Origin of the sequence: Brevundimonas sp. (assembly GCF_035999125.1) — a bacterium.
GTDB lineage: Bacteria > Pseudomonadota > Alphaproteobacteria > Caulobacterales > Caulobacteraceae > Brevundimonas.
Genome location: NZ_DASYGX010000009.1, coordinates 1 through 22,423 on the forward strand (window position 1 = coordinate 1; position 22,423 = coordinate 22,423).

Below are 22,423 nucleotides of genomic sequence, written 5' to 3' on the forward strand. Positions count from 1 at the left end.
GCGCCGCGCCCGCACCGTGGCCGACGCCCTGGTCGCCCGCGGCGTCAACTCCGGCGTCCTGCGCGTCGACGCCCGCGGCGAGCGCGACCTGGCCCGCGCCACGGCCGACGGCGTGCGCGAGCCGCTGAACCGCCGCGCCACCATCGACATCAACTTCTAAGCCCAAGCTCAGAAGCCAGGTCGAAACACCAAGCAGGGGCCCGCCGGATCACTCCGGCGGGCCCTTCGCTTTTGTGGGACTTGCGGGTTTGGGGATTGCGGGTCGCGCGAGGCCGGGCGGCACGGCGGGCGTCGGTCAGACCTCGAGCCGGCCCCGGTCCTGGAGGGCCGCCACGATCCGTTCGGCCGCCTGGTCCGGCGTCTCCACGTCGGCGCGGACATGGATCTCGGGCGCCTCGGGACGCTCGTAGGGGCTGTCGATGCCGGTGAAGTTGGCCAGCCGACCCTCCCGCGCCTTTCGGTAGAGCCCCTTCACGTCGCGCGCCTCGGCCACGTCCAAGGGCACGTCGACGAAGACCTCGAGGAACCGCCCCTCCCCCATCAGGTCGCGCGCCATGCGACGCTCGGAGGCGAAGGGAGAGATCAGCGACACCAGCACGATCAGGCCGGCGTCGGCCATCAGGCGGGCGGCCTCGGCGGCGCGGCGGATGTTCTCCACCCGGTCGGCGTCGGTGAAGCCCAGATCGCGCGTCAGGCCGTGCCGCAGATTGTCGCCGTCGATCAGATAGGTGTGCCGCCCCAGGGCGTGCAGGCGGCGCTCGACCGCGTCGGCGATCGTCGACTTGCCGGCGCCGGACAGGCCGGTGAACCACAGCGCCGTCGGCTTCTGCCCCTTGGCGGCGGCGCGGGCGGCGGCGTCGACGGTCAGGGCCTGGCGATGGACGTTGTGGGCGCGGCGCAGGGCGAAGCGGATCATGCCCGCGCCGACGGTGTCCAGGCTGGTCCGGTCGGTCAGGATGAAGCCGCCCAGCGTCCGGTCCTCGGCATAGGGGGCGAAGGCGATCTCGGCGCCCAGCGACAGGTTGCAGACCCCGATCTCGTTCAGCTCCAGCGTCTTGGCCGCCAGAGGGGCGAGATCCTCGACCGAGACGCGGCGTCTGATCTCGGTGATCTGGGCCGAGACCGTGCGGGCCCCGATCTTCAGGTCGTAGACGCGGCCGGGCAGCATGGGCTCTTCGCCCATCCAGACCAGATCGATTTCGAACTGGTCGGCGACCTCCAGAGGGGAGTCGGCGGCGACGATCAGATCGCCGCGCGCCACGTCGACGGGGCGGTCGAGGCGGATCGAGCCGGTCAGGCCGGCGCCGACCTCATCCGCCGGGCCGTCGGCGCTCAGCACTTCGGCGACCGTGGCAAGTCGGCCCGAGGGCTGGATGCGCACGGCGTCGCCGGTGCGGATGCGGCCGGACGCGACCTTGCCCGCATAGGCCCGGTCCAGCCCGTCGCGGCTCACCCACTGAACGGGCATGCGGAACGGGCGGTCCGACGCGGTTTCGACGGACGCCGCCTCCAGACGTGCGATCAGCGGGAGCCCTTCGACCCAGGCCGCATCCGCCGGACGCGCCACGTTCTCGCCGGTCAGGCCGGACACAGGCACGACCTGGACCTCGTCCAGGTCCAGAGCCGCCGCGAAGGCCCGCGCCTCTTCCGCCAGTTCGTCGAACCGGCCCCGGTCCCAGGCCATGGCGTCCATCTTGGTGACGACGAAGACGACCGTGGGCACGCGGGTCAGGGCGGCGATCAGGGCGTGGCGGCGGGTCTGGGCGGTCATGCCCCGCACGGCGTCGATCAGGACCAGGGCGACGTCGGCCTGGCTGGCGCCGGTGACCATGTTGCGCGTGTACTGCTCGTGCCCCGGGGCGTCGATCAGGTGGAAGTCGCGACGCGGCGTGGACAGGTAGCGGTGGGCCACGTCGATGGTGATGCCCTGTTCCTTTTCCGCCATCAGGCCGTCGACCAGGGACGCGAAGTCGATCACGCCGTCGGGGCCTGTGGCGGTGGCCGCGACGTCGTCGGGCACGGCGCCGAGATCGTGCATCAGCCGGCCCATCAGGGTCGACTTGCCGTCGTCGACGGAGCCGCAGGTCAGGACGCGGAGGCGGTCGCCGGGCGCGCGGGCCATCAGAAGTAGCCCTCCTGCTTCTTGCGCTCCATGGAGCCGGGCCGATCCTTGTCGATCAGGCGGCCGGCGCGTTCGGAGGTGCGGGCGCCGCGCGCCTCGGCGGCGACGGCTTCAAGCGTGTCGGCGTCGCTTTCGACGGCGGCGGTCAGAGGCCAGCAGCCCAGGGTGCGGAAGCGCACGCGGCGCACCGCCGGCGTCTCGCCGGGCAGGAAGCGCATGCGGTCGTCGTCGACCATCAGCAGCTTGCCGTCGCGGACGACGGTCGGCCGCGGGGCGGCGAGGTACAGCGGCACGACGGGGATGGATTCGGCCACGACGTAGTCCCAGACGTCGGCCTCGGTCCAGTTCGACAGGGGGAAGACCCGCAGGGTCTCACCCGGCTTCAGGCGGGCGTTGTAAAGATCCCAGAGTTCCGGCCGCTGCCGGCGCGGGTCCCAGCCGTGGCCGGGGGTGCGGACGGAGAAGACCCGTTCCTTGGCGCGGCTGGCGTCCTCATCCCTGCGGGCGCCGCCGAAGGCCGCGTCGAAGCCGCCGGCGTCCAGCGCCTGCTTCAGCCCCTGCGTCTTCCACAGGTCGGTGTGCGCCGACGAGCCGTGATCGAAGGGGTTGACGCCCCTCGCCTCGGCCTCCGGATTGCGGTGGACGATCAGGTTCAGGTCCGGATCGGCCGCCACCCGGTCGCGCAGCGCATACATGTCCCGGAACTTCCACGTCGTGTCGACGTGCAGCAAGGGGAAAGGCAGGGGGCCGGGACCGAAGGCCTTCTTCGCCAGATGCAGCAGGACGGCCGAGTCCTTGCCGATCGAATAGAGCAGGACCGGCCGCGCGCATTCGGCCGCCGTCTCGCGCAGGATGTGCAGGCTTTCGGCCTCCAGCGCCCGCAGCAGGGGCGACGGGGCGCGCACGGGCGTCGTCATGGGGTCTGGGTGGCATTCCCCGGGTCGCGCGGCAAGGGGGCCCGCTCAGTGGGACGTCAGGATGACCTGCGGCTGGGCCTGGACCGAGCGGTCGTCACGGACGGCGGAGCCGATCTGGATGACCAGGGTCGCGGCGACGACGGCGCTGACCACGGCGACCAGGGTCAGCCGCGCGCCTTCGATCCACCCCTTGTCGTCCCCGTTCACGCGAATGCCGCCTCGATTCCACGCCTGTCAGGCGCAGACAGCATGCGGGACGGCGGGCCGCAAGCCTTGCATCACGGCGATCGACGAAAAACCGGCCGGAGCGGGCCCCGACCGGTCGTTTCGTCGGATTTTCAGTCGGATCAGCCCGTGAAGGGGCGGATCAGGATCTCGACGCGGCGGTTCTGAGCCTTGCCCTCGGCCGTGGCGTTGGAGGCGACCGGCTGGCTCTCGCCGCGGCCCTCGACGTACATGCGGGCCGGCAGGACGCCGCGGTCGATCAGATAGCGGGCCACGTTCGAGGCGCGGCGCTGCGACAGGTCGAGGTTGTAGGCGTCCGCGCCGTCGGAATCGGCGTGACCGACGATGTCGATGGTGGAGCGGTCGTACTGCTGGAGCACGCCGGCGACGTCGTCGAGCACCGCGTAGAAGTTGCGGTTCACCGCGTCCTGGTTCGTGCCGAAGGTCACGTCGGACGGCATGCGCAGCACCAGGACGTCGCCCTGACGGACCACGCCGACGCCGGTGCCCGAGAGCTCCTCGCGCATGGCCTGTTCCTGGCGGTCCATGTACTGGCCGACCGCCGCGCCGGCCAGGGCGCCGACGCCCGCGCCGATCAGGGCGTTCTTGCGGCCCTGTTCGCTGTTGGAGGTGTTGGTCAGATAGCCGACCAGGGCGCCGCCCAGCGCGCCGACGATGGCGCCGGTGCCGGTGTTGTTGCGGTCGGGGGTCGAGCTGTAGGGGTCCATGGTGGTGCAGGCCCCGGCGCCCAGGGCCAGGATGCAGACGCCGGTGAGGAAGATCTTGGAGCGCATGGGGCACGCCTTTCGTGGTTGAGCCGGTATGGCCGCTGAACGCCCCCTTATGGTGAAGGTTCCCCTGTATCCAGAATGAACGCCGGTCGCGGGAATGCGACAGGCGGACGTTTGCGGGTCGGGGGCGAGGGGCGTAGGACGTCCGCGACGCTCACTTCCAGGATCCGTGCCCGTGCCCGACTCCGCCAGCCCCGCCCCCGGCATCCGTCCCGTCTCCATGACCGGGCATGACGCCGACTTCGACGCCTTCGCCCGCGATCTGGGCGCCTCGTTCGAGCGCTACGGCTTCGCCGTGGTGTCGGATCATGGGCTGGACGCCGACCTGATCGAGGCGGCGGTGACGGACGCCAAGGCCTTCTTCGCCCTGCCGGAAGACGTGAAGCGCCAGTATCACCGGCCGGGCACCGGCGGCGCGCGCGGCCTGACGCCGTTCGGCGTCGAGGCGGCCAAGGACGCCAAGGCGGCGGACCTGAAGGAGTTCTGGCACACCGGGCGCGAGCTGCCGGAAGGCCACGCCTACACGGCCACCATGCCGCAAAACCTGTGGCCGACGGAGGTCGAGGGGTTCCGCGAGCACGTCTACGGCATGTACGAGGCGCTGGACGCGCTGGGGCGTAAGCTGTTGCGGGCGATCGCGCGGCATCTGGGGCTGGCCGACGATTATTTCGACGACAAGGTTCAGCTGGGCAACTCGGTCCTGCGGCTGCTGCACTATCCGCCGGTGCCGGCCGACGCGCCTGGCGTGCGGGCGGGCGCGCACGAGGACATCAACGTCATCACCCTGCTGCTGGGGGCCGAGGAGGCCGGGCTGCAGCTGAAGGAGAAGGACGGCAGCTGGCTGGACGTGGCCCCGCCGCCGGGCGCCCTGGTGGTCAACATCGGCGACATGCTGCAGCGGCTGACCAACCACGTGCTTCCGTCGACGACGCACCGCGTGGTCAATCCGGCGCCGGCGCGGCGCGGCTTCGCGCGCTATTCCACGCCCTTCTTCCTGCACTTCAACCCGGACTTCCGGATCGAGACCCTGCCGTCCACGGTCACGCCCGAGACCCCCGACCGCTATGCCGGCAAGGCGATCACGGCCGACGACTATCTGGCCGAGCGCCTGCGCGAGATCCGGCTGCTTTAGGCCTCACTTCGAGATGCGCAGGCGCATGATGTCGCGGCCGATGGCGGCGAAGGCGTCGGACAAGGCCGTGCCGGAGCTGGCCATATGCACGTGGTTGCTGGAGGAGGCGCATTGGTTCACCATCGTGCGCGCCCGCTCGTCGTCGACCACCTGGAAACCCACCGTATAGACGACCACCCCGGCTGACTTCATCGCCGCGCACAGCGCCAAAGTTTGGTCGAAGGGGTGGCCGTTGGGCGCGTCGCAGTTGATGTGCTTGGTCGTGTCGCCGGACCCGGCGGTCGAGTTCTTGGCGATCACGCCCTTGCAGTAGCCGCTGTTGTATTCGCCGTCGGTCATGATGATGACGGCCTTCAGCGTGCGCGTCGGATCATAGGCGCCGCCGGCGTTCGAGCCGAACAGGCCGCTGAAGTTCGGCGACAAGGCATACCAGCCCCAGGCGACGCCGATGTGGCCGCCGGTGGACCCGGACGCCGTCAGCGCGTCGATCTGGTCCTTCAGCGTGGCCTTGTCGCTGGTCAGTGGCCGAAGGGTGTTCGTCAGGCAGGGATTGCTGCCGCTCGGATAGTTGCGCCCGACCTTGTGCAGCGTGGGCGACGCGTCGGTCCAGGCCTGAGGTCCGGTCCGCTCGGTCACGCATGTCGAGATCTTCTGCGTGACGAGATCGTCGTAACGGTTCTCGAAAGCGAAGTAGGTGCAGCCTTCCTGAGCGCACCAAGCCTTGCCGCCCGACGTGTACGCCGACAGGCTCGACGACGCCTGCAGATCGATCGTGAAGGTGTTGGTCGTCGCGTTCCCGACCAGGAACGTGTCGCCGTTCAGCTCCGTCATTCCGCCGACGTCGCTGAAATAGACATAGTCGTTGTTGGACAGACCATGGTTGGCGGAAGTGATCACCACGGAGCAGTCGCTGGTCTGGCACTTCTGGATCTTGCCGCCGCTCGAGTACGAACTGTATTCGCGTCCATCCACCCTCGACCCGTTGCGATAGAGTTCGAAGGTGTTGTCGGAGCGGTTGGTGACGACGTAGGCCTTCTTGTTGAGGGACGTCATTCCGTTCACGCCCGTGATCCAGACCACGTCGCCGTTCTGGAAGCCGTGACCGTTCGAGGTGATGACGACCGGGCGTGCCTTGGTCGCGCCGGTGATGTCCTTGACCGGCCCGGTCGTCCAGGTGGCGTTGGTCACGGTCGTGGACGTGCGGATGTCGCCGCGCGCCGCGCCAGCATGGGAATCCACGTTCACCGCCATGGAATAGGGGACGACGGCGACCTTGGAATACCAGGGCGTCTGCTCCGGCTGGACCACGATGTCGACCAACTGCTTCGCGGCCGCGCGGAGGTCGATGATGCGTTGACCGGCCATTGAGCCGGTCGTGTCGAGCACCATGGCGACCTCGACGTTGCGGGCCGACCGGTTGACCTCCGAGTGTGCGCCGACCGGCAGGTAGTCGTCCATGAACTGGCCGTACGGCGGCAGGAAGATGTTGGCGACCAGGGTCTTCACGTTGGCGCGGGCGTCGGCGATGACGATCTTTTCGTCGTTCAAACGGAACGTCGTCCCGGCCGTCAGCAGCGTGACCTGGGGATAGGCGGCGAGGTTGGCCCGAAGCGCGTCCATGCCGACGCGCTGAATGTCGACGTCGGCGGTGTAGGTGCTGCGCGCGGCGGCCAGGGCGGCGGCGTCCAGCGCATCCTGCAGGTTGATGCGGACGGTCGAGACGCGGTGGATGTCCACCCCGCCCAGAGTCATCAGGATCAGGCCCGGCAAGGCCAGGCCGAACAGCATGGCCGCATTGCCGCGCGCGTCGTCGGCGATGCGCCGGGCGAAGGCCGAGAGCCGGGTCCAGAGTGTCATTCCACGTCGCGCCGCTGACGCGGGGCGCGGATCGCCCACGGTCATCGGGCTGGAAGATCGCCGGTCGCGGTTAAGGGATCGCCTCATGGCGAAGGTTAATGCGCGAGCCCTCTCCCGGCGGGAGAGGGAAGACGTCTCACCAGCCGCAGGACTTGCCGCGGTTCTGCTCGGTCAGCCAGACGTTCAGCGGGGCGAAGTAGTCGGCGACGGCCGAGGCGTCGTTTCCGCGCTCGCCGGTGAAGGCGTGCATGGCTTCCTGCCAGGGGCGGCTCTGGCCCATCTCCATCATCGCGTTGAAGCGGGCGCCGACCTCCTTGTCCCCGTAGATCGAGCAGCGGTGCAGCGGGCCCGTCCAGCCCGCCTGCTTGCAGGCCGCGCGGTGGAACTGGAACTGGTAGATGTGGGCCAGGAAGTAGCGCGTGTACGGCGTGTTTCCGGGGATGTGATACTTGGCGCCGGGATCGAAGGCGTTCGCCGGCCGCGGTCCCGGAGGCGTCAGCCCCTGGTACTTCAGCATGTTGGCTGTCCAGGCGTCGTTGTATTCCGCCGGGCTGGTCTCGCCGGAGAAGACGTCCCAGCGCCAGCGGTCGACCATCAGGCCGAAGGGCAGGAAGGCGATCTTGTCCAGCGCCATCTGCAGCAGGAAGGGGATGTCGCCCTCCGGCCCCGGCACGCGGTCCAGAAGGCCGATCTGGTTCAGATAGGTGGGGGTCAGCGCCGACAGGCCGACGAAATCCCCGATCGCCTCGTGGAAGCCGTCGTTCGCGCCGTTCTTGAACAGGAACGGCTGGTCCTTGTAGGCGCGCTGATAGACGTTGTGACCCAGCTCGTGGTGGACGGTGTAGAAGTCGTCGCCGTTCACCTGGGTGCACATCTTGATGCGCACGTCCTCCAGATTGTCGAGGTCCCAGGCCGAGGCGTGGCAGACCACCTCGCGCCCCTCCGGCCGGGTGATCTGGCTGCGTTCCCAGAAGGTGTCGGGCATGGGGGCCAGACCCAGCGAGGTGTAGAAGCCGTCGCCGGTTCGGACCATCTTCTCGGCGTCGTACCCCTTGGCGACCAGGAGGGCCGTCATGTCGTAGCCGGCCTCGCCGCCGGTCTTCGGCGCGACGACGTCGTAGATGTTGCCCCACTGCTGGGACCACATGTTGCCCAGCAGGTCGGCGCGGATCGGGCCGGTCTCGGGCTGGACCGCGTCGCCGTATTTTTCGTTCAGGCGCGAGCGGACGTAGCAGTGCAGGTTCTCGTAGAAGGGCTTCACCTGGTTCCAGAGACGGTCCGTCTCGGCGGCGAAGGCGTCGGCCTCCATGTCGTAGCCCGAGCGCCACAGGGCCCCGACGTCGGCATAGCCCAGGTCGCGCGCGCCCTCGTTGGCGATGGCGACCATGTTCGCATAGTCGTCCTTCATCTGCGGCGAGACGGTGCGCCAGCCCTCGTACAGGGCCTTGGTCTCGGCCGGATCGCGGCTGGCGGCCATCAGGACGGTGGCCTCGTCCAGCGTGATCTGCTTGCCCTGATGCTGGAACTTGCCGGTGGCGTAGGTCGAATCCAGGCGGGTGGTGATGTCCGACAGCCGGCCGGCCGCGCCGGGACGGTTGGGCGCCGGGAGAACGATGCCGAGGCGCAGCAGATCCAGCTTGCGCGACACGTCGGGGGCCAGGCCGGCGACGTCCTTGAACTTGGCCGCCTCGTTGGCCAGCTCGACCTGCAGCTCGGTGTACTGGGCGTTGGCGCGGCTCTCCAGCCACATGGTGTCGTAGGTGATGTAGGTCGCGCGGGTCCACTGGGTGCGGGCGACGAACTCGCTGAGCTCGGCCAGGCGGGTCTCGGCGGAAGCGACGAAGTCGGCCGCGCCCTGGGCGGTGATCGGCCATTGGGTCGAGGCGTCGGCGGAGGCCGTCGGCGCGGTCGAGGTCGCGGCCGGATCCATGCCGAGCCCCAGCCACGAACAGCCCGACATCAGCACGCCCGAAGCGAGGACGGCGGCGGAAGTCAGAAGGGTGCGTTTCATCAGGCCTCTCCCACAGGTGCGCGGCTGTCCCGCGTCGTTCGGGGCGCAAGGGACGCCCGCGGGGCGAGATCGTCAAGCCGCCCTTCCCCGCTCGCCGGGGAAGGTGGCTCGCGGGGCGAGACGGATGGGGTGGCTCGTGGGGCCTCGCTCATCGTCCGGCGGTCAGGATGTTGAAGCAGCCACCCCATCCGACCGACTTCGTCGGCCACCTTCCCCGGCAAGCGGGGAAGGCTAGTTGAGCACGCACCCGGCCAGCCCCTCGTTCCGAACCGTGCCCATGGCGGCCTGGATGCGGGAGGCGCGGCGGCGGACGTAGGGGCCGGGGGAGGCGGCCCTGTACCTGCGCGGGCTGGGCAGAATCGCGGCCAGGCGGGCGGCCTCGCGCGGCGTCAGGTCGGCGGCGGACTTGCCGAACCAGTGCCGGGCGGCGGCCTCGGCGCCATAGACGCCGGGGGCCCATTCGGCGACGTTCAGATAGACCTCGACGATGCGGCGCTTGGACCAGAAGGTCTCGATCAGGACGGTGTAGCCCGCCTCCATCCCCTTGCGGATCCAGTTGCGTCCCGACCAGAGGAAGACGTTCTTGGCGGTCTGCTGGCTGAGGGTGGACCCGCCGCGGACGCGCCGGCCGCGGGCGTTGTTCTGCATCGCCTTTTCGATGGCCTTCATGTCGAAGCCGCGGTGGCTGCAGAAGGTCGAATCCTCGGCCGCGATGACGGCCTCGACCAGGCGGGGGGAGATGTCGTTCAGGCCGCGCCAGCGATAGTCGGCCCCCTGCCCCTTCAGCCGCTGCTCGACCATCAGGAAGGTGGTCAGGGGCGGCACGACGCCGTGGATCGCCACGCCGCCGACCGGCAGCAGGACCAGCACCAGGATGAAGAGGCCGACGGCGCCGAGGCAGCCGAGGCGACGGGGCGCGCTCATGCGGACATGATGGTCAAGCTTGGGGCGGAGGCAAGGGTGTCAGGCGCCGGAGCCTTGGTCACCGGCCGGTTGGTTCTTCACCAAGGTCACGAAGAAGAAGAAAGCCACAAAGGACACCAAGGGACCGGGAGCGAGGCGCCGCAGGCATTCTTGCGCCAGGCCTGAAGGAAATGCGCTTCGCGCGGCGACGCGCTCCGGACCCTTGGTGTCCTTCCTGCCTTCTTGGTGTCCTTCGTGATGAACCTTGGCTACCGACAAGCGCCCGGCGGCTTAGAGATCGCTCACGCCCGCCGCGCCGTCCTCGTCGGCCCAGGCCACGCGGGCGGCGTCGGGCGACAGCGCGAGGGCGGCGATGGGGGCGCCCTTTTCAGCGCGGATGAAGTTGAGCCCTTGAGCGGCCGGGTCGGCGGTCCAGACGCGGCCGTCGTTGAGGCCGGCGGCGAGCAGGCCCTTCGGCGGGCAGGCGGCGACGAGGGTGACGAGCGCGTTCTGGTCGAAGCCGATCTCGGTCGCCTCCTTGCCCATGGGACCGTCCGAGCCGACGAAGGGCCAGAGCACGGCGCCTTGCGCCCCCGCAGTGGCCATCAGGCGGCCGTTGGACAGGAAGGCGAAGGACCGGACCTTGGACGGATAGCCGCCCATGCGCAGGTTCTTCTGGTCCCTGACCCGCCAGCCGTGCAGCTGGGCGTCCTGCATGGCCGTGACGACGAAGGCGCCGTCGGGGGACCAGCCGACGGCGGTGTGGGAGCCGGCCCACTTCATGAAGGTGGGCTTCTGGTCGGCGATGCGGGCGAACCACAGGGCCGCCCCGCCATAGGTCGAGCAGGCGATGCGGCGCCCCTTGGGCTCGAAGGCGACGCCCGAAACGGTGCGCTCATGCTCGAAATCGCGGCGGAAGGCGGGATCCTTCGCGTCGATCACGGACAGGGTCCGGCCGTGGGAGAAGGCGATCAGGCCGCTTTCGGCCGAGGCGTCGACCGCGTCGATCCACTTGCCGCGCGCGTCGGCCAGAACCACCGCCTCGTCGCGCCGGGTCCAGACCACCTTGCCGTCGTCGCCGCCCGTGACCACGCCGTCGCCGGACGGGTGGACGGCGGCGCACAGCACGGCGCCGTCGTGGGCGTCGGTCCGCTCGCCGCCCTCGAACCGGATCGAGCCGTCGCCCAGGGCGAAGACCGCGCCCGTGCGGTCGAACAGGGCGGCGGTGGGCTGGGCGTCGAAGGTCAGCTGCATGGCGGCGGTTTAGGGCGCCGGCGGGGGCCGTCAACTTCGTCGGCGGGCCTCGCGTTCGCGGCGACGGCGTTCGGCGCGGTTCAGGGGCGCGTCGCCGGAAAAATTCGACTCCAGAGACTCCAGAGCGTGGACGTCGCGGCCGTCGGGGCCGAGGCGCGGGCGCGGGCGGTGGACCTCTCCCGGGCAGACGCGGGCCAGATGCTCGGCCTGGCCGGCTTCCTGGCTTTCCGCCAGCGCGGCGGCCTGGGCGCGGGCGTGAAGGTCGGCGTGAAGGCGCGCCCAGCGGGCGGCTTCGACGGACGCCCCGCGATCGATGGCGCGGGCCAGGCGGCGCCAGGCGAGGTCGACCAGTTCGGTCAGGTCGACGCCGGCGTAGGGTTCGAGGTCGTCGGCCTCGGGCTCGGGATCGGGCTGGTCCGAGCGGCGCCAGCCCTCGGCCTGGGCGCGGGCCCAGAAGGTGGAGGGGGCGAGGTCATGGCGGCGGCAGACCTCCTGGCCCGTGACGCCGGCGAGGTAGTCGTCGCGGGCCCTGTCCCAGGTCTCGGCGGAGCGGATGCGATGCGCGTCGGTCATGCCGGCAGGGTGGCACACGCCTACGTCAGGAACGGTCGCACTTAGACGTCCCTCTCCCGCCGGGAGAGGGACGTATTCACCCGTACTCCCTGACCACCGAGGCCCACAGCGTCTCGATCTCGCCCAGGCCGTTCACGAAGGCCTCACGCTCGGCGCGGAGGCGGGCTTCGTCGATGGCGTCGTCGGTTCCCCAGAAGTTGGTGCGCTGGTCCTGCGTCGCCGTGGTCTCGCCCGTGCCGTAGATGAAGCCCGTGCGGACGTCGACGATCATGAAGGCGCAGGTGGCGGTGACGATGGCCTTCTTCGCCGGGAGGAAGCCGAGCGCGATCGTCTGGAGCGGGCCCAACTCCGCGCTCTCCGTCCGGAAGCGGGTGTCGAGGGTGTAGATCAGCACCACGTCGGCGCGCAGCTGGGCGGCCGAGGCGCGCAGGTCTGCGACGCTGCCCAGATGGGCCGGGACCAGCAGGCGGCTGACGGGGGCGACGGCCGTTATCTGCGGCATGCGGCCGAGACGTTCGAAGTCGGGGTCGGTCTCGATGTCGCGGGTGGTGAGGACGCTGAAGGCCCCCTCTCCCACCCCGACGGCGGACCGGCTGACGTAGCCGGGGGCGGCGACGCGGACGATCGCCATGCGCGCGGGGAAGACGGCGGCGGGCTCACGCGCCATGGCCTCGGCCACGTCCGTGCCGACGATGGCGCCCAGCGGCACGCCGGCGGCGGGGGTGGTGTAGGTCGAGCAGGCGGCGAGCAGGCCGGCGGCCAGGGCGATCAGGGCAAGGCGTTTCATGCGGTTCAGTCCTCCCAGGCGCGAAGCTGGGCGGCGAAACCGGGCGCGATTGTGGCCCGGGCGGCGGACGTCAGATGCCGTCAGGCGGAGGCGCGACGCGTCAGGAAGGCTGCTGGGCCGCCACGCCGGCCGCGGCGAGCCTTTTGAGCGCCGACCTGTCGAAGGACACGAACGTCTCCGCGCCCATGGCCATGCCCGTCGCCGCGATGGCCCCGTCGGCGAAATCGCCGCCGGCCCGAAGCAGTTCAAGGCCCATCGAGACGGCCCGTTCGTCGAAGACCGCGTTCGAGGCGCCCGTGAAGGCCCGCAAGGCCGCCGACACGTCGTCTCGCGACGCCCCATAGAAGCGCCGGAGCACCCAGGCCGTTTCACAAAGCGTCGGTGTGGTGAGGAAGATCGCATCCGCCTCAGCGAGGCAATTTCGAGCCGCGCGAGACTGCTCGCCGTCGTCGCTCACCACGACGCGGACGAGCACGTTGGTGTCCGGCGTGATCCTCAAAGGCCGCGCTTGCCCATCTCGGCCCAGCCTTCGGCGATCACCTCGTTCATCTCCTCGATCGTGAGGGGGGGCGTGCCCGGTTTGACCTTGATGAGGCCGAAGGCGTCCGAGATCTTGCCGGTTCGAACGCGGGGCGCGACCAGCTCGACCCGCCCGTCCGGCCGCAGTTCCGCCTCGACCTTGTCGCCGGGCTTGAGGCCGAGATGCTTCACCACCTCCTTGCGGAGGGTGAGTTGATTCTTGGCGGTGAGGGTCAAGGCGACCATGACGCAAGAGTAAGGCAAAACTGCCTTACTTTCAAGCCGCGCAGGCCTCGAACCCGGCCTTGAGCTGGGCCTCGTCCAGGTCGCGGCCGATGAAGACGGCCCGGGACCAGCGGCGCTCGGTCTCGCCCCACGGCTTCTGCAGGTCGCCCTCCAGGATCATGTGCACGGCCTGGAAGACCAGGCGGCGGTCCTCGCCCTTCACGTCGATGATGCCCTTGGCGCGCAGGATGTTCTGACCCTGCTCGCCCAGCAGCCGGTCCAGCCACTGGGTGAAGCGCTGGCCGTCGACGGGGCGGTCCAGCGACAAGGCGATGCCCCTGATGTCGTCCTCGTGCGCATGGCCGCGCGGGCCGTGGTGGTGATGGTCGTGCGAGTGATCGTGCCCATGGTCGTGATGGTCGTGCCCGCAGTGTTCGTCGTGGACATGGCCGTCGGCGCCGTGGGGCGGGTTCAGGAACTCGGGGCGGACCTCGTTGATGCGCTCGAGATCGAAGCCATGGCGGCCCAGCACCTGGTCCAGCGGCACGTTGGCACGCTCGGCGTGGACGATCGGGGCCAGGGGGTTCAGGCCGCGCAGGCGGGCCTCGACGGTCGCCAGCTCCTCGGCGGACACGAGGTCGGTCTTGTTGAGGATGATCTGGTCGGCGAAGGCGACCTGCTCGCGCGCCTCCTTCGAGTCGTCCAGCCGGGCCATGACGTGCTTGGCGTCGACCAGGGCGGTGACGCTGTCCAGCTGGGTCCTGGCCTTGACGTCCTCGTCGACGAAGAAGGTCTGGGCGACGGGGCCGGGGTCGGCGAGGCCGGTCGTCTCCACGATGATGGCGTCGAAGGCGGGCTTGCCCGGACGCTGGCGCTTCATCAGGCCCGAGACGACGCGGATCAGGTCGCCGCGCACGGTGCAGCAGACGCAGCCGTTGTTCATCTCGAACACGTCCTCGTCGGCGCCGACGACCAGGTCGTTGTCGATGCCGATCTCGCCGAACTCGTTGACGATGACGGCGTAGCGCTTGCCGTGGTCCTCCGTGAGGATGCGGTTCAGGAGCGTGGTCTTGCCGGCGCCGAGGTAGCCGGTGAGGACGGTGACGGGGGTCTTTTCCATGGCGGTCATCTAGGGCGCGCGACGGCGGCGCGAAAGGGCGTCAGCAGCCTTCGCAGTCCAGCGCGCCGGTCGGCTCCAGCTGGATCGTCACGTGGTCGATGCCGAAGCGGTCGCGGGCGAGCATGCGGGCGCTGACCAGAAGCGCGGCGGGGTCGGCGTCGTGGACGAGGTGGGCGGTCAGGGCCGTCTTCGTGGTGGAAAGCCCCCAGACGTGCAGGTCGTGGACGGCGGAGACGCCGGGCAGGTCGCACAGGGCGGCGCGAATGGCGGCGACGTCCTTGCCGCGCGGGGCGGCGTCCAGCGCCAGGTTGACCGAGTCCTTCAGCAGGCCCCACGTGCCCCACAGGATGACCGCGACGATCACCAGGCTGACGATCGGATCGATGACGGCGAAGCCCGTCAGCAGGATCAGGCCCCCGGCGATCACCACGCCCAGGGAGACGGCGGCGTCGGCCATCATGTGCAGATAGGCGCCGCGCGCGTTCAGGTCGTGCTGCTGGTTCATGAACAACAGGGCGGTGCCGAAGTTGATGACGATGCCGACGCCGGCCACGATCATGACGGTGGTGGACTCCACCGAGGCGGGCTCCGCGAAGCGGCGGGCGGCCTCGAACGCGATGGCGCCGCAGGCGAAGATGAGCAGCAGGGCATTGCCCAGCGCGGCCAGCACGGTGGCCTTGCCGTAGCCGTAGGTCTTGTCCGGAGAGCCCGCGCGTCGGGCCAGCCAGGCCGCGCCGCCGGCCATGGCGAGGCCCAGGACGTCGGACAGGTTGTGGCCCGCGTCGGCCATCAGGGCGGTGGAGTCAGCCAGGACGCCGGCCGAGAACTCGACGATCACGAAGGCCAGATTGACGACGAGGCCGAGCGCATAGCGCCAGTCGCCCACATCGACGGGCCCATGGTGGTGATGGCCGTGGCCGTGGGCGTGGTCGTGGTCGTGAGCATGCCCATGACCGTGGTGGTCGTGCCCGTGCTCGTGGGAATGGGCGGCGTCGTGAGCCATCGCCAAGCCTTAGTGGACGCGGGTCGCCACGAGAAGGCCGACGCCGATCAGGGCCAATCCCAGAACCGCCCCCTCGAAGCGGGCCCAGCGCTCCAGCCGCAGGATGGAGGCGCCGGCGCGGGCGACGGCCGTGAACAGGCCCATGCCGAGCACGGTGCCGACGGCGAAGGCGACGGTCAGGGCCGCGAGCGCGGCCACGCCCTGATCCGCCGAGGACAGGTAGAAGGGCAGCATCACCTCGCCCGGCGACACGGCCAGCAGGGCGACGAGGCCGAGGAAGGCGGTGCGGTCGGACACGCGCGGCTCGGGCGTCTGGACGTCGGGGCCGCCCGCCAGGACGGGGCGGCGGATCGTGGCGCGCACCAGATAGAACAGGCCGAAGGCGAACAGCAGGGCGGCCGACAGCCAGGGCAGCAGGCCCGACACCCATCCCTCCAGCGCCAGACCGGCCAGGGCGATCAGGCCGCCGACGACCGCCGTGGTCGCGACGTGGGCCAGACCGGCGACGGCGACCGCGGCCATCGTCATGCCGGCCGACCACCCCTGGGCCCGGCCCACCAGGACGAAGGGCAGCCAGTGCGTCGGCAGGACGGCGTGGAGGAAGGCCACGCCGAAACCGCCGGCGAGCAGCGGGCCGAAGATGTCGCCGAAGCCGTCGAGCATGGCGGCGATATAGACTGTTATCTTGTAACGCGCGAGGGGCCGCCGGCGCTTTTTCTGATCAGCGGAAGATCGGCCCGTGGCGTCCGGGCCTGTGCCGACGGGCCAAGGTCTGATGCACGCTGACCACGCCGCGTTCGAAGCCGCGCGCGAACAGGGCGAAATAGGCCAGCCACAGCTGGGTGCGGGCCGGGCCGATCAGGCGCTCGGCCTCTTCGCGGCGCGCGTAGAGGCGAGACGACCATTCGCGCAGGGTGCGCTCGAACGATGGGCGCAGGGTCTCGACGTCCAGCACCTCGAACCGCCAGCGCGCCAGGCCGTCGATCGTCATGGCGAGAGTGTCGAGCTCGCCGCCCGGGAAGATGAAGCGGGTGATGGCGCGCGCCGGGCGGCCGGGCGGGCCGGGGCGCACGCCGCCGCGGCGGATCGAGGCCTGATGCAGATACAGGCCGCCGGGCTTCAGCAGGCGATGCACGGTCTGGAAATGCAGGTCGTGATTGCGGAAGCCGAGGTGCTCGAACATCTCGATCTGGCTGACGGCGTCGAAGGCGCCGGTCAGGTCGCGGTAGTCCTTCAGTTCCAGCGTGATCCGGTCGGTCAGGCCGAGCGCGTCGACGCGGGCCTGGGCGAACTGGAGCTGCGCCGGCGACAGGGTGACGCCGTGGACGGTCGCGCCGAAATGCGTCGCCGCATGGATGGCCAGGGCGCCCCAGCCGCAGCCGACGTCGAGAAGACGGTCGCCGGGCTTCAGGTCCAGCTTGCGGCAGATGCGGTCCAGCTTGCGGATCTGGGCGGCGTCCAGATCGTCGGCGCCATTCTCCTGTGACCCGGGCGCGAAGGCGGCGCTGGAATAGACGTGCAGCGGGTCCAGGAACAGGGCGTAGAAGTCGTTGCCGACGTCGTAGTGGAAGCGGATGAAGTCGGCGTCGGCGCGGCCGGCGCGGTCGCGCCCCCTGCCCGCCTCCGGATCGGCCGAGGGGGCCGAATCGGCCGGGCTCGACGCTGTGAACAGCAGCGGCCAGGCCTCGCGGGCCAGGGCGGTCAGGTCGAGCGCCTTCCTGACGTGCACCAGCCGGCCGTGGTCGATGCGGTCCAGGGCGTCGAGGGGAGAGCCGCCCTCGACCGCCAGCCGCCCCTCGGCGATCAGGCGGAAGGCCGTCTCCGCCCCCGGGCGCAGCAGGAACCGCTTCAGCACATCGGGCCCAGCGACGACGATCCGCAGGTCGTCGCGCGCGTCGGGGGTCAGGGGAACGACCTCCCCGGTCCACAGCCGGACCGACAGGTCCGCGCCCAAAGCGGCGCCGAGGCGGGCGATCACCTTGCGGGCGGCGACGTCCGTGGTCACGTGGGCGGTTCCCCTCAAAGAAACGCGGTCTGCGGGGCCTTTCGCCTTGACTCAAGAGGGGCGGTCCGCATATGTCGCCGCTCTTCGCCCGCGGGTCTCCCTCGCGGGCGCTGCTCTTTTGCGTTCAGCCGAGGCTTTCAAGATGTACGCGGTGATCAAGACCGGCGGCAAGCAGTACCGGGTCCAACCTGGCGACGTGATCGTGGTCGAGAAGCTCGACGGCGACGCGGGTTCCGACGTCAAGTTCGGCGACGTCCTGATGCTGGGCGGCGACAAGGGCGTGACCCTGGGCGCCCCGCTGATCGACGGCGCCTCGGTGCTGGCCACGCTGGTGGAAACCCGCAAGGGCGAGAAGGTGAAGATCTTCAAGAAGATCCGCCGCCAGGGCTATCGCCGGACCAAGGGCCACCGCCAGATGGAATCGGTGCTGCGCATCACCGGCATCGAAGGCGCCGGCGAAAAGGCCAAGTGGGACGGCGAGACCTCGCTGCTGACCAAGGCCGAGATCAACGCCCGCGCCCGCGGCCTGGCCCCGCGCGTCTCGGAAGAGACCACCGCCAAGCCCGCCAAGAAGGCCGCCGCGCCGAAGACCGAGGCCGCCGCCGACGAGAAGCCGGCCGCCAAGAAGGCTCCGGCGAAAAAAGCTCCGGCCAAGAAGGCCGCCGCCAAGACCGACGAAGCGTAAGACGAAGACTTGCCCTCAAGCAGGCCGAACGGCCGGTAGGGCAAAGGGAAGTAGGACAGACCCATGGCTCACAAGAAATCCGGCGGTTCGTCGCGCAACGGTCGCGACTCCGAGTCGAAGCGCCTCGGCGTGAAGAAGTTCGGCGGCGAGCGCGTCGTGCCGGGCAACATCATCATTCGTCAGCGCGGGACCAAATGGCACCCGGGCACGAACGTCGGCATGGGCCGCGACCACACCCTGTTCGCCCTGACCGACGGCGCCGTGACGTTCACCACCAAGCGTGGCGGCCGCTGTTACGTGTCCGTGGCCGCCCCGGCCCTACAGGCCGACAAGCTGGCCGCCGAATAAGCGATCCGAAACAGGTTTCCGGATCGCGCAGGCCGAAAAGGCCCCGATCCGGACCAGGGAAACATTTCCGCGGGGAGTCCGGATCACCGGGCTCCCCGTTTTCGTTTCCCCGCCCTGAGAGGCGACCATGTGCGTGATCGAAAGAACCCCCGTCATCGAGACGCGGCGGCTGGCCCTGAGGGCGCCGGAACCGCGCGACGCGGCGCGCCTGTCGGAGCTGGCGTCCGACTATGACGTCGCGAAGATGACGCTGCGCATGCCCCACCCCTATCAGGTCGCCGACGGTCTGGCCTTCGTCGAGGCGGTGCAGGCGCAGGACCCTCGCCGGGCCGCGACCTTCGTCATCGACCATGAGGACGGCGGCCCGATCGGCGTGATCGGCCTGTTCGAGGACGCCGATCCGGCGCCCGAGGTCGGTTACTGGATCGGCCGGCCCTTCTGGGGACGAGGCCTGGCGACCGAGGCGCTGGAGGGCGCGCTGGTGTGGGCCAGGAAGGCGTGGAAGCGTCGGGCTCTGACCGCCGGGCACTTCACCGACAACCCGGCGTCCGGCCGCGTGCTGGAAAAGGCGGGGTTCCTGTACACCGGCGAGGTGCGGCGCGGATTCTCGAAGGCGCGCGGCGACTGGACCCGGACGCGGCGGATGGTGTGGCTGGCCTAGGCGCCGACCGCCGGCATGAAGACCGCGGCGGCGGCGACGATGCCGGCGACGACGGTCACCGCGACGCCCAGGCCGAAGGCCAGCGCCGTGCGGGCCCGCAGCCGGCGGGCGCCGCCGGATTTGACCGAGCGCAGATAGACCTGCGGCCGCTTTTCGAAGGCTTCGGAGCCGACGATGTTGTGCTGGGACATGAACGCGCTCCCACGACCTCAATGGACGATCGTTTGACGAGGCGGTCGAGGCCGAAAGATGGCGAACGGGGGTATGGGCTTCCGGAGCGCGGACCTCCAGGTCCGCGAGACCCCGACGCCGCCAAGTCGCGGACCTGGAGGTCCGCGCTCCTTTACGGAGTCAGCCGCACCAGACCAGACGGCCGGAATAGGCGCGATAATAGCCGCTGTTCGGATCGTAGGAGCGGTAGCTGGCGCGGCACCAGGCGATGCGGTGCGGATCGCGGGCGCCGTGACCGTAGCCGTAGCCCTGCCCGCCGCCGCCGCCATAGACCAGATCGGGTCGGCCATAGGCGGCCGGATAGGCCACGGCGGGCGCCTGGCCATAGCCGTAGGTCGGAGCATGCCCGCGCCAGCGGTCCTGACGGCCGTAGCCGTGGCCGTAGCCGTGATCCTGGCGCGCGTACTGACGGCGGTGGTCGCCACGGTGATCGTAGCGGTGGCCGCCGCGCGGCGTGCGCCAGGCGGCGTCGCAGTCGGTGCGGTTGGCGTCCCAGTAGGCGTCGCAGCGGTAGTCGCCGCCGCGATCCCACTGGCCGGAGACGTTCCAGCCGGCGATGACCTGGGCCTGGGCGGCGGAGGCGGCGCCGGCGGCGAGGCCGGCGGCGACGAGGGCGGCGGCGAGCGGCTTCATGGGCGGGCTCCGTTTGCGGGCCTTAGTTGAGGGAGACGCTTACAGGGCCGCCGCGCGTGGTGACGCGGCGCATCAGGACGAAACGGCCGCCGTCGGCCCCGGTCACCGGCGCGATCAGGTACCATCCGCCGTCGGGCAGGCCGGAGAAGTCGAAGCGGTTTTCGGAACAGGCGTCCGAACGGGTGAAGGCGCGGTAGTCGGCGTTGGGATCGGGCACGTTGCGGGCGCGCACCACCTCTTCCGGCACGGCGGCGCGGTCTGTGGAGCCGTACAGCTGGCGGAATCGGGCGCGGGTGTAGGGCGTGTCGGGCACAAGGCCCACCGATCCCGCGCACCGATAGGCCACGCCGCCCGGCCGGAAATCGACCCGCCCGTCGATGGAGCCGGAGCCCGAGCGCGTCGACCAGGCGAAGTCCGTGGCGTCGAACGACGAATCCTCGACCACCGGCAGGCCGACGGGCCCAGTGGTGGGCGCGCAGGCGGCCGCGCCGAGCGTCGCGGTCACGGCCAGGACGGTCATAATCGGGACGGAGGGACGCGACATGGAAGTCTCCCGGGCAGACGTCGTAACTGGCCGCATGAGGCCCCAACGCATGCGCCAAGGTCAAGGTTGCGGCGGCCCTTGCCTCGCGTCAAAAGGCGGTGAGCGACCGGGGACGGAACCCCGGCGACACGCCCCGGGAAGCCATGTCGGTCACATTTCAAGACGTTCTGGACGCCCGCGACCGCATCGCGGGCCAGGTGGACCGCACGCCGGTGCGCCATTCGCGCAAGTTGTCGGAGCTGACCGGCGCGGAGGTGTGGGTGAAGTTCGACAATCTGCACTTCACCGGCAGCTTCAAGGAACGGGGCGCGCTGAACCGGCTGTCGCTGCTGACCGCCGAGGAGCGGCAGCGCGGCGTGGTGGCGGCCAGCGCGGGCAACCATGCCCAGGCGCTGGCCTATCACGGGGCGCGGCTGGGCGTGCCGGTGACGATCGTGATGCCGGAGGGCACGCCCTTCACCAAGATCGAGGGCACGCGGCGCCACGGGGCCAAGGTGGTGATCCACGGCCTGGACTTCTCCGGCTCGACCGAAGAGGCGCACCGACTGAGGGACGAGGAGGGGTTCGTCTTCGTCTCCGCCTTCGACGACGCCGGCATCGTGGCCGGTCAGGGCGTCTGCGGCCTGGAGTTCCTTGAGGACGCGCCGGAGCTGGAGGCGCTGGTCATCCCCATCGGCGGGGGCGGGCTGATCGCCGGTTCGGCGATCGCGGCCAAGGCGTTGAAGCCGGACATCCGCATCTTCGGCGTGGAGGCGGCGATGTATCCGTCCTTCTCCATGCGCCGGCAGGGGTTGGCGCCGAGGTGCGGCGGCCAGACGATCGCCGAGGGCATCGCCATCAAGGCGGTGGGCGACGTCCCCTACGCCATCGCCGAGCCGCTGATCGAGGAGGTGCTGGTCTGCGAGGAGGCCGACTTCGAGCGCGGCGTCGCCTATTTCGCGACGCTGGAGAAGACGGTGGCCGAAGGGGCGGGCGCCGGCGGGCTGGCGGCGCTGCTGGCGCATCCCGACAAGTTCCGCGGAATGAAGGTCGGCCTGGTGCTGTGCGGCGGCAACATCGACGCGCGGATGCTGGCGGTGGTGCTGAACCGGGAACTGGTGCGGCAGAAGCGGCTGGTCACGTACCGCATCCTGGGCGACGACCGGCCGGGCATGATGGCCCGTATGGCGGGCGTCATCGGCGGGCTGGGCGGCAACATCATCGAGATCATTCACGACCGGCTGTCGCTGGACGTACCCGCCAAGGGCGCGGAATTCGACATCCTGGTGGAAACGCGCGACGGAGCCCACGCCGACGAGATCGGCCGCGCCCTGGAGGAGAACGGCTATGCGCTTCGGCGGTAAGTTCATCATGGTCGCCGCGGCGGCGCTGGCCCTGGCCGGATGCGGCGCGGGGGCGGAGGACGCGGGCGGCGCGGACGCGGAGGCTCTGCGCGCCGCGGAGTTCTTTCTGACGTCCAACGCGCGCGCCGAGGGCGTGGTCAGCCTGCCGTCCGGCCTGCAGTACAAGGTGGTGCGCAGCGGATCGAACGCCGGGCCCCAGCCGGACCGCAACGACCTGGTGCGGGTGCATTATGAGGGCGCCCTGACCGACGGCCGGGTGTTCGACAGCAGCTTCACGCGCGACACGCCTTTCGTCACCACGCCCGAAGGCCAGCCGGCCGGCAACATCATCCCGGCGTGGACCGAGGCGCTGCAGCTGATGCGGCCGGGCGACGAGTGGATCGTCTATGCGCCGCCGGCCCTGGGCTATGGCGAGCGCGGGGCACCGCCGGAGATTCCGGGGAACGCGGTGCTGGTGTTCCGCATCCGGGTGCTGGACGTGGCGCAGATCCCCGGCGGCGAGCGGGGCGTGGACGTGGGGATGGGGTGAAGCTG

Annotated in this window: 25 protein-coding genes and 1 pseudogene; 7 read left to right on the forward strand and 19 right to left on the reverse strand. The window is 70.3% G+C overall.

The genetic code is table 11. The features are described from left to right. Nucleotides 1-160: pseudogene (locus VGN45_RS08555) on the forward strand (cell envelope biogenesis protein OmpA); the annotation flags it as partial. Between the two features lie 135 nt (nucleotides 161-295). Here the strand turns inward: VGN45_RS08555 and cysC are convergent. From cysC to VGN45_RS08575, 4 genes are all read right to left on the reverse strand, one after another. Further along, nucleotides 296-2,122, reverse strand: a complete 1,827-nt coding sequence (gene cysC / locus VGN45_RS08560) for an adenylyl-sulfate kinase (protein ID WP_327461406.1) — start codon at nucleotides 2,120-2,122, stop codon at nucleotides 296-298. Further along, nucleotides 2,122-3,039 carry a sulfate adenylyltransferase subunit CysD gene (cysD, locus tag VGN45_RS08565; protein WP_327461408.1) on the reverse strand — a complete coding sequence of 306 codons (918 nt, stop codon included), beginning with the start codon at nucleotides 3,037-3,039 and terminating at the stop codon, nucleotides 2,122-2,124. The genes cysC and cysD overlap by 1 nt, the downstream gene beginning before the upstream one ends. Before the next feature lie 45 nt (nucleotides 3,040-3,084). Beyond that, the gene (locus VGN45_RS08570; protein ID WP_327461409.1) at nucleotides 3,085-3,246 is read right to left on the reverse strand and encodes a hypothetical protein; all 162 of its coding nucleotides are present in this window, start codon (nucleotides 3,244-3,246) and stop codon (nucleotides 3,085-3,087) included. Between the two features lie 140 nt (nucleotides 3,247-3,386). Next, nucleotides 3,387-4,058 carry an OmpA family protein gene (locus VGN45_RS08575; protein ID WP_327461411.1) on the reverse strand — a complete coding sequence of 224 codons (672 nt, stop codon included), beginning with the start codon at nucleotides 4,056-4,058 and terminating at the stop codon, nucleotides 3,387-3,389. A gap of 217 nt (nucleotides 4,059-4,275) precedes the next feature. Here VGN45_RS08575 and VGN45_RS08580 point away from each other — a divergent pair, with 217 nt between their 5' ends. Continuing rightward, nucleotides 4,276-5,187, forward strand: coding sequence for an isopenicillin N synthase family dioxygenase (locus tag VGN45_RS08580; RefSeq protein ID WP_327461580.1), 912 nt, complete (start codon nucleotides 4,276-4,278; stop codon nucleotides 5,185-5,187). Nucleotides 5,188-5,190: 3 nt separating this feature from the next. Here the strand turns inward: VGN45_RS08580 and VGN45_RS08585 are convergent, their stop codons facing one another. The 12 genes from VGN45_RS08585 to VGN45_RS08640 all read right to left on the reverse strand — a co-directional run bounded on the left by VGN45_RS08585 (nucleotide 5,191) and on the right by VGN45_RS08640 (nucleotide 17,444). Then, a complete protein-coding gene (locus tag VGN45_RS08585) occupies nucleotides 5,191-7,044 on the reverse strand; it encodes a ubiquitin-activating E1 FCCH domain-containing protein (protein ID WP_327461413.1) in 1,854 nt (617 codons plus the stop codon). Between the two features lie 136 nt (nucleotides 7,045-7,180). After that, on the reverse strand, nucleotides 7,181-9,055 hold the full coding sequence (locus VGN45_RS08590; RefSeq protein WP_327461415.1) for a M2 family metallopeptidase: 1,875 nt from the start codon (nucleotides 9,053-9,055) through the stop codon (nucleotides 7,181-7,183). A 231-nt stretch (nucleotides 9,056-9,286) separates the two neighbouring features. Beyond that, nucleotides 9,287-9,979 (reverse strand): monofunctional biosynthetic peptidoglycan transglycosylase, encoded by a 693-nt coding sequence (gene mtgA, locus VGN45_RS08595; protein ID WP_327461417.1) that lies wholly within the window; start codon nucleotides 9,977-9,979, stop codon nucleotides 9,287-9,289. 270 nt (nucleotides 9,980-10,249) lie between these two features. Beyond that, entirely contained in the window at nucleotides 10,250-11,212 is a 963-nt protein-coding gene (locus tag VGN45_RS08600) for a WD40 repeat domain-containing protein (RefSeq protein ID WP_327461419.1), read from the reverse strand. Between the two features lie 30 nt (nucleotides 11,213-11,242). After that, the gene (locus VGN45_RS08605) at nucleotides 11,243-11,785 is read right to left on the reverse strand and encodes a hypothetical protein (RefSeq protein ID WP_327461421.1); all 543 of its coding nucleotides are present in this window, start codon (nucleotides 11,783-11,785) and stop codon (nucleotides 11,243-11,245) included. 76 nt (nucleotides 11,786-11,861) lie between these two features. Further along, nucleotides 11,862-12,572 carry a hypothetical protein gene (locus VGN45_RS08610; protein WP_327461423.1) on the reverse strand — a complete coding sequence of 237 codons (711 nt, stop codon included), beginning with the start codon at nucleotides 12,570-12,572 and terminating at the stop codon, nucleotides 11,862-11,864. Between the two features lie 100 nt (nucleotides 12,573-12,672). Further along, a complete protein-coding gene (locus VGN45_RS08615; protein ID WP_327461425.1) occupies nucleotides 12,673-13,047 on the reverse strand; it encodes a type II toxin-antitoxin system VapC family toxin in 375 nt (124 codons plus the stop codon). Nucleotides 13,048-13,067: 20 nt separating this feature from the next. Next, nucleotides 13,068-13,337: an AbrB/MazE/SpoVT family DNA-binding domain-containing protein gene (locus VGN45_RS08620; protein WP_327461427.1), complete on the reverse strand. Its 270-nt coding sequence runs from the start codon at nucleotides 13,335-13,337 to the stop codon at nucleotides 13,068-13,070. A gap of 31 nt (nucleotides 13,338-13,368) precedes the next feature. Beyond that, nucleotides 13,369-14,445, reverse strand: a complete 1,077-nt coding sequence (locus VGN45_RS08625) for a CobW family GTP-binding protein (protein ID WP_414643420.1) — start codon at nucleotides 14,443-14,445, stop codon at nucleotides 13,369-13,371. Between the two features lie 31 nt (nucleotides 14,446-14,476). Further along, complete coding sequence (locus VGN45_RS08630; RefSeq protein WP_327461430.1) at nucleotides 14,477-15,439, reverse strand: cation diffusion facilitator family transporter; 963 nt, start codon at nucleotides 15,437-15,439, stop codon at nucleotides 14,477-14,479. 9 nt (nucleotides 15,440-15,448) lie between these two features. Continuing rightward, nucleotides 15,449-16,102 (reverse strand): hypothetical protein, encoded by a 654-nt coding sequence (locus VGN45_RS08635; RefSeq protein ID WP_327461432.1) that lies wholly within the window; start codon nucleotides 16,100-16,102, stop codon nucleotides 15,449-15,451. 58 nt (nucleotides 16,103-16,160) lie between these two features. Beyond that, nucleotides 16,161-17,444, reverse strand: a complete 1,284-nt coding sequence (locus tag VGN45_RS08640; RefSeq protein WP_327461434.1) for a cyclopropane-fatty-acyl-phospholipid synthase family protein — start codon at nucleotides 17,442-17,444, stop codon at nucleotides 16,161-16,163. A 142-nt stretch (nucleotides 17,445-17,586) separates the two neighbouring features. On the opposite strand from VGN45_RS08640, the gene rplU reads away from it, so the two are divergent. The 3 genes from rplU (at nucleotide 17,587) to VGN45_RS08655 (ending at nucleotide 19,138) form a co-directional block, all read left to right on the forward strand. Continuing rightward, the gene (rplU, locus tag VGN45_RS08645) at nucleotides 17,587-18,129 is read left to right on the forward strand and encodes a 50S ribosomal protein L21 (RefSeq protein ID WP_327461436.1); all 543 of its coding nucleotides are present in this window, start codon (nucleotides 17,587-17,589) and stop codon (nucleotides 18,127-18,129) included. Nucleotides 18,130-18,192: 63 nt separating this feature from the next. Next, nucleotides 18,193-18,477, forward strand: coding sequence for a 50S ribosomal protein L27 (gene rpmA, locus VGN45_RS08650; RefSeq protein WP_327461438.1), 285 nt, complete (start codon nucleotides 18,193-18,195; stop codon nucleotides 18,475-18,477). Nucleotides 18,478-18,604: 127 nt separating this feature from the next. Beyond that, entirely contained in the window at nucleotides 18,605-19,138 is a 534-nt protein-coding gene (locus tag VGN45_RS08655) for a GNAT family N-acetyltransferase (RefSeq protein WP_327461440.1), read from the forward strand. On the opposite strand, the gene VGN45_RS08660 is transcribed toward VGN45_RS08655, so the two are convergent. The 3 genes from VGN45_RS08660 to VGN45_RS08670 form a co-directional block, all read right to left on the reverse strand. Further along, nucleotides 19,135-19,329 (reverse strand): hypothetical protein, encoded by a 195-nt coding sequence (locus VGN45_RS08660; RefSeq protein ID WP_327461442.1) that lies wholly within the window; start codon nucleotides 19,327-19,329, stop codon nucleotides 19,135-19,137. The genes VGN45_RS08655 and VGN45_RS08660 overlap by 4 nt on opposite strands. 160 nt (nucleotides 19,330-19,489) lie before the next feature. Continuing rightward, on the reverse strand, nucleotides 19,490-20,002 hold the full coding sequence (locus tag VGN45_RS08665) for a BA14K family protein (RefSeq protein WP_327461444.1): 513 nt from the start codon (nucleotides 20,000-20,002) through the stop codon (nucleotides 19,490-19,492). 22 nt (nucleotides 20,003-20,024) lie between these two features. After that, entirely contained in the window at nucleotides 20,025-20,546 is a 522-nt protein-coding gene (locus VGN45_RS08670; RefSeq protein WP_327461446.1) for a hypothetical protein, read from the reverse strand. A 143-nt stretch (nucleotides 20,547-20,689) separates the two neighbouring features. Here VGN45_RS08670 and VGN45_RS08675 point away from each other — a divergent pair, with 143 nt between their 5' ends. Both VGN45_RS08675 and VGN45_RS08680 read left to right on the forward strand, forming a co-directional pair. Then, entirely contained in the window at nucleotides 20,690-21,889 is a 1,200-nt protein-coding gene (locus VGN45_RS08675; RefSeq protein WP_327461447.1) for a threonine ammonia-lyase, read from the forward strand. After that, nucleotides 21,873-22,418: an FKBP-type peptidyl-prolyl cis-trans isomerase gene (locus VGN45_RS08680; RefSeq protein ID WP_327461449.1), complete on the forward strand. Its 546-nt coding sequence runs from the start codon at nucleotides 21,873-21,875 to the stop codon at nucleotides 22,416-22,418. Before VGN45_RS08675 ends, VGN45_RS08680 begins: the two co-directional genes overlap by 17 nt. The last annotated feature ends 5 nt before the right edge of the window (nucleotides 22,419-22,423 follow it).

Coding starts and splice junctions, on each gene's coding strand:
- VGN45_RS08585 (WP_327461413.1), bottom strand. CDS start 7,044: ATGACACTCTGGACCCGGCTCTCGGCCTTCGCCCGGCGCATCGCCGAC.
- mtgA (WP_327461417.1), bottom strand. CDS start 9,979: ATGAGCGCGCCCCGTCGCCTCGGCTGCCTCGGCGCCGTCGGCCTCTTC.
- VGN45_RS08600 (WP_327461419.1), bottom strand. CDS start 11,212: ATGCAGCTGACCTTCGACGCCCAGCCCACCGCCGCCCTGTTCGACCGC.
- VGN45_RS08680 (WP_327461449.1), top strand. CDS start 21,873: ATGCGCTTCGGCGGTAAGTTCATCATGGTCGCCGCGGCGGCGCTGGCC.
- cysD (WP_327461408.1), bottom strand. CDS start 3,039: ATGACGACGCCCGTGCGCGCCCCGTCGCCCCTGCTGCGGGCGCTGGAG.
- VGN45_RS08610 (WP_327461423.1), bottom strand. CDS start 12,572: ATGAAACGCCTTGCCCTGATCGCCCTGGCCGCCGGCCTGCTCGCCGCC.
- VGN45_RS08575 (WP_327461411.1), bottom strand. CDS start 4,058: ATGCGCTCCAAGATCTTCCTCACCGGCGTCTGCATCCTGGCCCTGGGC.
- rplU (WP_327461436.1), top strand. CDS start 17,587: ATGTACGCGGTGATCAAGACCGGCGGCAAGCAGTACCGGGTCCAACCT.
- VGN45_RS08620 (WP_327461427.1), bottom strand. CDS start 13,337: ATGGTCGCCTTGACCCTCACCGCCAAGAATCAACTCACCCTCCGCAAG.
- VGN45_RS08590 (WP_327461415.1), bottom strand. CDS start 9,055: ATGAAACGCACCCTTCTGACTTCCGCCGCCGTCCTCGCTTCGGGCGTG.
- VGN45_RS08660 (WP_327461442.1), bottom strand. CDS start 19,329: ATGTCCCAGCACAACATCGTCGGCTCCGAAGCCTTCGAAAAGCGGCCG.
- VGN45_RS08675 (WP_327461447.1), top strand. CDS start 20,690: ATGTCGGTCACATTTCAAGACGTTCTGGACGCCCGCGACCGCATCGCG.
- VGN45_RS08655 (WP_327461440.1), top strand. CDS start 18,605: ATGTGCGTGATCGAAAGAACCCCCGTCATCGAGACGCGGCGGCTGGCC.
- VGN45_RS08605 (WP_327461421.1), bottom strand. CDS start 11,785: ATGACCGACGCGCATCGCATCCGCTCCGCCGAGACCTGGGACAGGGCC.
- VGN45_RS08625 (WP_414643420.1), bottom strand. CDS start 14,445: ATGACCGCCATGGAAAAGACCCCCGTCACCGTCCTCACCGGCTACCTC.
- VGN45_RS08665 (WP_327461444.1), bottom strand. CDS start 20,002: ATGAAGCCGCTCGCCGCCGCCCTCGTCGCCGCCGGCCTCGCCGCCGGC.
- VGN45_RS08635 (WP_327461432.1), bottom strand. CDS start 16,102: ATGCTCGACGGCTTCGGCGACATCTTCGGCCCGCTGCTCGCCGGCGGT.
- VGN45_RS08580 (WP_327461580.1), top strand. CDS start 4,276: ATGACCGGGCATGACGCCGACTTCGACGCCTTCGCCCGCGATCTGGGC.
- rpmA (WP_327461438.1), top strand. CDS start 18,193: ATGGCTCACAAGAAATCCGGCGGTTCGTCGCGCAACGGTCGCGACTCC.
- cysC (WP_327461406.1), bottom strand. CDS start 2,122: ATGGCCCGCGCGCCCGGCGACCGCCTCCGCGTCCTGACCTGCGGCTCC.
- VGN45_RS08670 (WP_327461446.1), bottom strand. CDS start 20,546: ATGTCGCGTCCCTCCGTCCCGATTATGACCGTCCTGGCCGTGACCGCG.
- VGN45_RS08630 (WP_327461430.1), bottom strand. CDS start 15,439: ATGGCTCACGACGCCGCCCATTCCCACGAGCACGGGCACGACCACCAC.